9 protein-coding genes are annotated in these 7210 nt (G+C 63.8%); 6 read left to right on the top strand and 3 right to left on the bottom strand.

All coding sequences use genetic code 11. The features are described 5' to 3' along the window. From ACEW8Q_RS18015 to ACEW8Q_RS18025, 3 genes are all read left to right on the top strand, one after another. Positions 1-774 (top strand): OmpA family protein (locus tag ACEW8Q_RS18015; protein WP_373505440.1); only part of this gene is annotated, 774 nt, incomplete at its 5' end. A 6-nt stretch (positions 775-780) separates the two neighbouring features. Next, positions 781-909 (top strand): hypothetical protein, encoded by a 129-nt coding sequence (locus tag ACEW8Q_RS18020; RefSeq protein WP_373505441.1) that lies wholly within the window; start codon positions 781-783, stop codon positions 907-909. Between the two features lie 12 nt (positions 910-921). Further along, positions 922-1422 (top strand): hypothetical protein, encoded by a 501-nt coding sequence (locus tag ACEW8Q_RS18025; protein ID WP_373505442.1) that lies wholly within the window; start codon positions 922-924, stop codon positions 1420-1422. Between the two features lie 4 nt (positions 1423-1426). Here ACEW8Q_RS18025 and ACEW8Q_RS18030 read toward each other — a convergent pair whose 3' ends face one another. Continuing rightward, entirely contained in the window at positions 1427-2299 is an 873-nt protein-coding gene (locus ACEW8Q_RS18030) for an alpha/beta fold hydrolase (protein ID WP_373505443.1), read from the bottom strand. Between the two features lie 3 nt (positions 2300-2302). Then, positions 2303-4432 carry a lytic transglycosylase domain-containing protein gene (locus ACEW8Q_RS18035; RefSeq protein WP_373505444.1) on the bottom strand — a complete coding sequence of 710 codons (2130 nt, stop codon included), beginning with the start codon at positions 4430-4432 and terminating at the stop codon, positions 2303-2305. A gap of 200 nt (positions 4433-4632) precedes the next feature. On the opposite strand from ACEW8Q_RS18035, the gene dapA reads away from it, so the two are divergent. From dapA to ACEW8Q_RS18050, 3 genes are read left to right on the top strand one after another with little or no spacing between them, the layout of a single operon-like run. Further along, positions 4633-5514 carry a 4-hydroxy-tetrahydrodipicolinate synthase gene (dapA, locus tag ACEW8Q_RS18040; protein WP_373505445.1) on the top strand — a complete coding sequence of 294 codons (882 nt, stop codon included), beginning with the start codon at positions 4633-4635 and terminating at the stop codon, positions 5512-5514. 1 nt (position 5515) lies between these two features. After that, positions 5516-6013, top strand: a complete 498-nt coding sequence (gene smpB, locus ACEW8Q_RS18045; RefSeq protein WP_373505446.1) for an SsrA-binding protein SmpB — start codon at positions 5516-5518, stop codon at positions 6011-6013. Position 6014: 1 nt separating this feature from the next. Continuing rightward, entirely contained in the window at positions 6015-6515 is a 501-nt protein-coding gene (locus ACEW8Q_RS18050) for a peroxiredoxin (protein WP_373505447.1), read from the top strand. A 6-nt stretch (positions 6516-6521) separates the two neighbouring features. Here ACEW8Q_RS18050 and ACEW8Q_RS18055 read toward each other — a convergent pair whose 3' ends face one another. Next, positions 6522-7157, bottom strand: coding sequence for a uracil-DNA glycosylase (locus ACEW8Q_RS18055; RefSeq protein ID WP_373505448.1), 636 nt, complete (start codon positions 7155-7157; stop codon positions 6522-6524). Positions 7158-7210 lie beyond the last annotated feature (53 nt).

Below are 7210 nucleotides of genomic sequence, written 5' to 3' on the forward strand. Positions count from 1 at the left end.
GATGGCTCGACGGCGGAACTCAACATCGAGGCGCCACCACCGCCACCTCCGCCACCACCTCCTCCGCCTGAAATGAAGGTGCCGACGGTCATGTCCTACAGCGGCGCAGAATCACCCGCCGCACTCAGCGGCACATGGGACGAAGGCACCGCCACGACGCTCTCGGTCGCGATCGAGGGCGCCGGTGTTGCCGCCGTGCTGGGCCAGACCCCCGCTCTCACGTCTGACGGAAACGGCGGCTGGACGTTGCGGCTTTCCGAGGTCATCGCGCCGGGCATCTATGATGTGACAGTGACCACGACCGATGCCACCGGTGCTACCGCAAGGGATGGCTCGACGGCGGAACTCAACATCGAGGCGCCGCCCCCGCCACCTACGCCACCACCGCCGCCACCACCACCACCGCCGCCATCCTTCGATTGCGAGGGAGCATTCGCGGCCATCGAGCCGATACATTTTGGTTTCGACCGCTGGGAACTGACGGAAGATCACAAGGCGATCGTGGCCAGGGCTGCCAAAATTCTGATCCATCCCGACTGTCTCGATCGCAGGATCGAGATCGAGGGCCATGCGGATTACTTTGGCGGCCGCCTCTACAATCAGGCGCTCAGCATCCGGAGGGCACAGGTTGTTCTCGAGGCGCTGCTGGCGGCAGGAGTGGAGCCAGTCCGCGCCGGCATCATCGGAGAGGGCGAGTCGCTTCCCGAATATGTGGAGCGCACCCGCGATGCGCGGGCGAAGAACCGCCGTGTTGTCCTGACGCTGGTGAAGTAGGAGACGATGATGACCGAACTCTTCAACTTTCACGATTCCTGGTTCGTCGTGCAGTTCCACTGGGTCTGGATGCTCGTGGCCCTTGGGCTTGGCATCTGGGTGGGCTGGTACAAAGCCGTCGACAGGCAGGGCTGAGGAGCGCGCGACATGAACCACTATATCCTCGAACTGGCGCTCTGGATGCTGGCGATCTTCCTGCTCGGCTGCGTCATCGGAGCCATTGCGCGGAGGCTGTTCGGCAGTGAGGCAAGGCCAGAGCCTGTGTCAGAGCCGGAAGAACCTCCAACGCCAGCTGAAATCCTGCCGGTTGCCGCCGCCGCGATTGCCGCCGCTCCGCTTGAAGCGGCCGTCGAATCCACGCTTCGCATGGAACGCCCGCGCGGCGTCTCTGGCCCGCGCGACGGCAAGCCGGATGATCTGCAGCGTATCAGTGGAGTTGGGCCGAAGAACGAAAAGATCCTGCACACGCTGGGGTTCTTCCATTTCGAGCAGATCGCCGCCTGGTCGGGCGAGCATATCGCGTGGGTCGACGACCACCTGAAATTCAATGGCCGCGTGGTCCGCGAGGAATGGGTGGAGCAGGCGAGGCTTCTTGCTTCAGGCGCCGAGGCCGAGTTCGAAGAACGCTTCGGCGCGAAGAAGAACTGAGCCCTCAGGCCTTCGCGCGCCGGTCTACTTCCGCCAGCCACTGGTCGATGGCGGCGATGCTCTCCGGCTCGTCGAGGAAGGGCACATGCCCGCGATCCGCGACCGTCACGGCGGCCAGCTTGCGGTGACGTTTCTGCATCTCGGCAACGGTAGCGGCGCTGAGCAGATCCGAATACTCGCCGCGCAGAACGAGCGAGGGAACATCCGCCATCATGTCGAACAGCGCCCAGAGTTCCGGAACCTTGCCGGCCTCGATGTCGGCGGCCGTCGGAAAATTCGCAGTCAGACCCGGATCATAGTCGGCACGCGGCAGACCGTTCTCGTCACGGTAGACGCGCCTTGCAAAGGCCATCCACTGCTCATTGTGAAGCGACGGAAAGCCTGGATTGGTGGCCTTGAGGATCTGCACCGCCTGGTCCCAGCCAGTGAAACGCGGATCGCTGCCCAGATAGATCCGTATACGGAGCAATCCGGCCTTGTCGATCTTCGGGCCGATGTCGTTGAACACGACGCCCGCGATGCGGGGGAGAGCGCGCGCCGCCATCACCATGGCAGCAATGCCGCCGCGCGACGTTCCGACGATGGCAACCTTGTCGATCCCAAGATGGTCGAGCACCTGCAGCGTGTCCGCCACCTCCTGGTCGGGGCGGTAGGTGGCGGGATCAGCCCGGTCCGAGCGCCCGCGTCCGCGGAAGTCGATCGAGATCACGCGCCGCGTCCGCGACAGATGCGGCACGATCGTCTCGAAGTCCTTTGCGTTGCGCGTGAGGCCGGGAAGGCACAGCGCAGGCGTCAGGCCCTCGGCATCCGGCGCGTGGTCGCGCGCATAGATCCTGACACCATCGGCCGTCGCAATATGGTGTTCGACGTAGGGCAAGGCTCAGTCGCAGGTCGTCAGCACGTCAGCGATCGAAGCCTTGGCGCATTTGGTCGCCTCAGCCGCTTCTGCCTGCTCGGGCGGAGCCGACGTCGAGGCGACGTTGAGCCCATCGCCGGTCGCACCCCGCGCCAGGTCAGCCGACATCGGCCGCACCGTCTTGGGTGCAAGGCGCGAGCGGTAGACATGGAGGTTCTGGAGAACCTTCTGCACATATTGGCGCGTCTCCTGAAACGGGATCGATTCCACCCAGTCGATCGGATCGGCCTCGCCGGTGCGAAGGTCGCCATATTCCTGAACCCATTCGCGCGAGCGCCGCGGGCCGGCGTTATAGGCGACGAGGGTCAGCACATAGGAGCCGCCGAAATTGTTGATGAGGTCGCCCAGATGCGCGGCGCCGAGCTTCACATTGTAGGGCGGGTCTCCCTTGAGCATGCCCTCGGCATACTTGAGGCCATATTTCTTGGCGATCATCTTTGCCGTGCCGGGCATGATCTGCATCAGGCCTTGCGCGCCGACCTTGCTGCCGGCCGTCGGGTTGAACTCGCTTTCCTGCCGCGCCAGCGCAAACACCAGAGGCTTCTCGACGGGCGGTCCGATCTGCTTCCAGTCGGGTAGCGCCCGCACCGGATAGCCCCAGGAATCGATGTCGATGTTGCGCGCGGCGGATGCCTTGGCAAGGCGAACAGCCATGGTGGCACCGCCCGCGGTCCACACGACATCGGCAGCGGCGTTCATTTCATCGGCGTTCTGGAAGCGGTTCGCGAAGGACCACAGGAACATGTAGAGTTCGTTCTTGCCGCCGGCCTCGGCCACCATCTTGAAGGCGCGGACGGCTTCGTCCTTGAACACCTTGGCTTCGGCAGCAGCAGAGGCCTTGCCGCTTTCGATCTCCTCCGGCACCTTGCCGAGGCCGACCTTCTCGCGGGCGAGCTGACCGTAATAGACGGTCGAGTATTGTGCCGCGTTCTTGTAGGCCGACTTGGCGTCGCCCTTGCGGCCCATGGCCTCCAGCGTGCGGCCGGTCCAATATCCTGCGCGAGCCTTCTCGGTCCGCGACTCGGCGATCTCGGCCAGGCGGCTGAAATGGTTCAGCGCCGTCTCGGGCTTCTTCAGGTAGCGCAGTGCAATCCAGCCTGCGAGGAATTCGCCTTCGAGCGCTTCTTCGCCCTTGGCAAAGCCGTGAGCGGCCGAAATCTGATAGGCTGCCTTGGCACTGCTGCGCGTCTTGATGCCGATCGAGTGGCGGGCGACGATGCGGCGCTCGATCCACCAGGCTTCGGCGTCACCCATCTTCGATGCCTCGCCCGGAATGGCTGCAAGGATCGCACGGGCCTTCGTGTAGCTCTCCTTCTTCCGGTAGAAGCGCGTGAGGGCATACTTCATGCCGAGTGTCTCGCGCATGGAAGAGGGCAGCTTGGAATAGGCCTTGTCGGCCCCCGCCTCGCCGCGCAGCAGCTTCTGGGCCACGGCGGCGGCCTTCTGATATTCTCCCGGCAGGCGCTTCGACGCGCGAATGGCGGCGTTGGTTTCTTGTGCATAGACCAGCCGCCACATGCGGCGCTTGTGATCGTCGACCGTCAGGAGCTTGCTGAATTCGCTGGCAATCGACTTCTCGAGTTCTGCGGTGATCTCGGCGTTGGACCAGACCTTCTGCACCTGGCGCCGGGCGCCGTCGCGGTCACCGGTGGCGAGAAGGGCGCGCGCAAGGGCGAGCGAGCCTTCGGATGTTGTCGGCTTGCGCTTGTTGAAGTGCGAAATGATGAGATCCGCCGGTTCGGCGTTCACATAGAGCGAGCGTTCGGCGCGCTTCAGCAGCGACTCGGTCAGCGGCCACTTCGGAGCCGCATCGAGGAAAGCCATGATGCGCTGGTAGCCGGCATCATTGGGGTGATCGCGGAGATAGATGAGTTCGACCAGCTTGATGGCGGCGCCATCACCCGACTTCTGGGCGGCTTGGCCCGCAGCCACGAAATCGCCCTTCAGCGCCAGTTTCGCCGCCTGCACGGCCTGGCCCGAAACCTTGGGTTCGGCCATCACGGTTCCCGTCGTGGAATAAAGCGACGGCGACACGCTCGCGGTGACTGCGGCGAGGGCCAGGAAGCTGACACGCAAAAGGGCGTCTATACGCATGAATCGTCTACTCACTTTCAGACCACGTTGCCGCCGCTACAACCCAAATGTGCCGTTTAGATGGCTCAGGCGGACACCCGTCTCCGCGCTTGCCGCTGCTGGGGCAAACGTCTAAGGTGCCGCACCATTCGAGGGTAGCGGTTTCGTTCCCCGAATTTTAGGCCCCTTATGGTTTCCAAGTCATTACCGGAGTAGATGCCGTGCCGTTCAAAGGTTCCATTCCCGCGCTCATCACGCCCATGAAGAATGGCGAGGTCGATGAACTGGCATTCCGGAAATTCGTCAACTGGCAGATCGAGCAGGGCTCGCATGGCGTGGTTCCCGTCGGCACCACGGGCGAAAGCCCGACGCTGACGCCTGAGGAACACAAGCGCGTCATCGAAATCTGCATCGACGAGGCAAGGGGCAGGGTTCCGGTGATTGCCGGAACGGGTTCCAACAGCACCATGGAAGCGATCGAGTACACGATCCACGCCAAGGAAGCGGGCGCCAGTGCCGCGCTCGTGGTCGTTCCTTACTACAACAAGCCCACGCAGGACGGCCTCTATGCCCATTTCCGGGCCATTGCCGATGCCGTTGACATCCCGATCATCGTCTACAATGTGCCGGGCCGCACGGTGGCCAACATTTCCGTCGAGACGCTGGCTCGCCTCGTGATGGACTGCAAGAACATCATCGGCACCAAGGACGCCTCTGCCGACCTGACGCGGCCCTCGCGCCAGCGGCTGATGTCCGGCAAAGACTTCATCCAGCTTTCGGGCGAGGATGGCACCGCGCTCGGCTTCAATGCCCACGGCGGCGTCGGCTGCATTTCGGTCACCGCCAACGTCGCCCCGCGCCTGTGCTCGGAGTTCCAGGAGGCGACGCTGAAGGGTGATTACGCCGAAGCGCTCAGGCTGCAGGACCGGCTGATGCCGCTGCACCACGCGATGTTTGTGGAGACGAGCCCTGGGCCGGTGAAATATGCTGCGAGCCTGCTTGGCCTGTGCGAGCCGGAAGCGCGCCTTCCCATGGTGCCGGTGGTCGAATCCACCAAGAGGGCGGTGCGCGAGGCGATGATCCACGCCGGGCTCCTGAACTGACATGAGTTCAAAGAGCGGCGGCGCAAAGGCGTCGCGCAAGGAAGAGGGCATCAAGGTTATCTCCGATAACCGGCGGGCCCGCTATGATTACGAAATCATGCAGGCATTCGAGGCCGGGATCGAGCTGAAAGGCTCGGAGGTCAAGTCATTGCGTACTGGCCACACCAACCTGGCCGAAGCCTACGCCACGATGAAGGGCGGTGAGCTCTGGCTCATCAACTCGAACATCCCCGAGTACCGTGAGGCCAATCGCTTCAATCACGAGCCCAAGCGGCCGCGCAAGCTGCTGCTGCACAAGAGCGAGATCAACAAGCTCTCGGCTGGTGTGCTGAAGGAGCATCTCACTATCATTCCGCTCAAGATGTTCTTCAACCCGCGCGGCCGCGTGAAGGTGGACATTGCGTTGGCGCGCGGCAAGAAGCTTCACGACAAGCGCGAGACGATCAAGGAACGCTCATGGGACCGCGAGCGCGCGCGCCTCCTGCGGGACAAGGGGTAACATGGTCTTCATGCAGCATCTGGTGGGCCGGCAGATGCCCAATGTCGATCTCGAGGCCACGTCGGGAAGCCCCGTCAACCTGTCGAAGATCATCGGGCCCGCGGTCATCTTCTGCTATCCCTTCACGGGACGTCCCGGCCATCCCGATCCGGTGAACTGGGATCACATCCCCGGCGCCCATGGCTCGACACCGCAAGCGCTTGCCTATTCAGAGGCTTACGGGCATTTCCGCAGGCTGGGCGTGAAGCTGTTCGGATTGAGCCTTCTTAGTACCGAATGGCAGCGCGATTTCGTGAGCCGCAACAACCTGACTTTCCGGCTGCTCTCGGACGAGGCTCGTGCCTTTTCCTCGCGGCTGGGCCTGCCCTTGTTCGAAACCGGCGGCGAACTCTACCTGCAGCGCCTCACCTTCATCACGCGGGATGGAATGATCACCGCGCTCCGCTATCCGGTGCCGGAACCCGCGCAGGACGCGACCGACGTTCTCGCGATGATCGGTTGATCGCCTTCAGCCGCTCAGAAAGTCCCGGACGCTGCTGAAGACGTTCCTGAACATCTGCGGTGTCAGAACGCCCGTGTTCGTGTTGTAGCGCGAGCAGTGATAGCTGTCGAAAAGCCGCAAGCCCGGCAACTCGTGCGCAGCACCGTGCCCGAAGGGGAAGGCCGCCTTGCGCTGCTCCAGTGCCGTGAGAATGCCGTCATGCGCGATCCGGCCCAGCGCCACGATCGCGCGCAGCCGCGGCAGCGCATCGATCCGCACACGGAGGAATGCGTTGCAGGTCCTGATCTCCGCCGGCGTCGGCTTGTTCTGCGGCGGCACGCAGCGCACGGCGTTGGAGATCATGGTCCGGCGCAGCGTGAGGCCGTCGTGAGGATCGGCACGGTAACTCCCTTCGGCAAAGCCGAACTCGTTCAGCGTCGCGTAAAGAAGGCCGCCGGCAAAATCGCCCGTGAAGGGCCGCCCCGTCCGGTTGGCACCCTGGACGCCTGGCGCGAGGCCGACGATGAGCAGTTCGGCGTCGTCCTGCCCGAAGGAGGGGACAGGCGCGTTGAACCAGTCCGCGTGAAGCGCCCGTTGCTCATGGCGGTACGCGACGAGGCGCGGGCAGAGCGGGCAGTCCCGTCCCGGTTCACTGCACTCCATCGGCTCAGATATCGGCGAAGTCTTCGAAGCTCTCGCGCGGGGCAGGCGGCGCC

Origin of the sequence: Aestuariivirga sp. (assembly GCF_041738905.1) — a bacterium.
Lineage (GTDB): Bacteria > Pseudomonadota > Alphaproteobacteria > Rhizobiales > Aestuariivirgaceae > Aestuariivirga.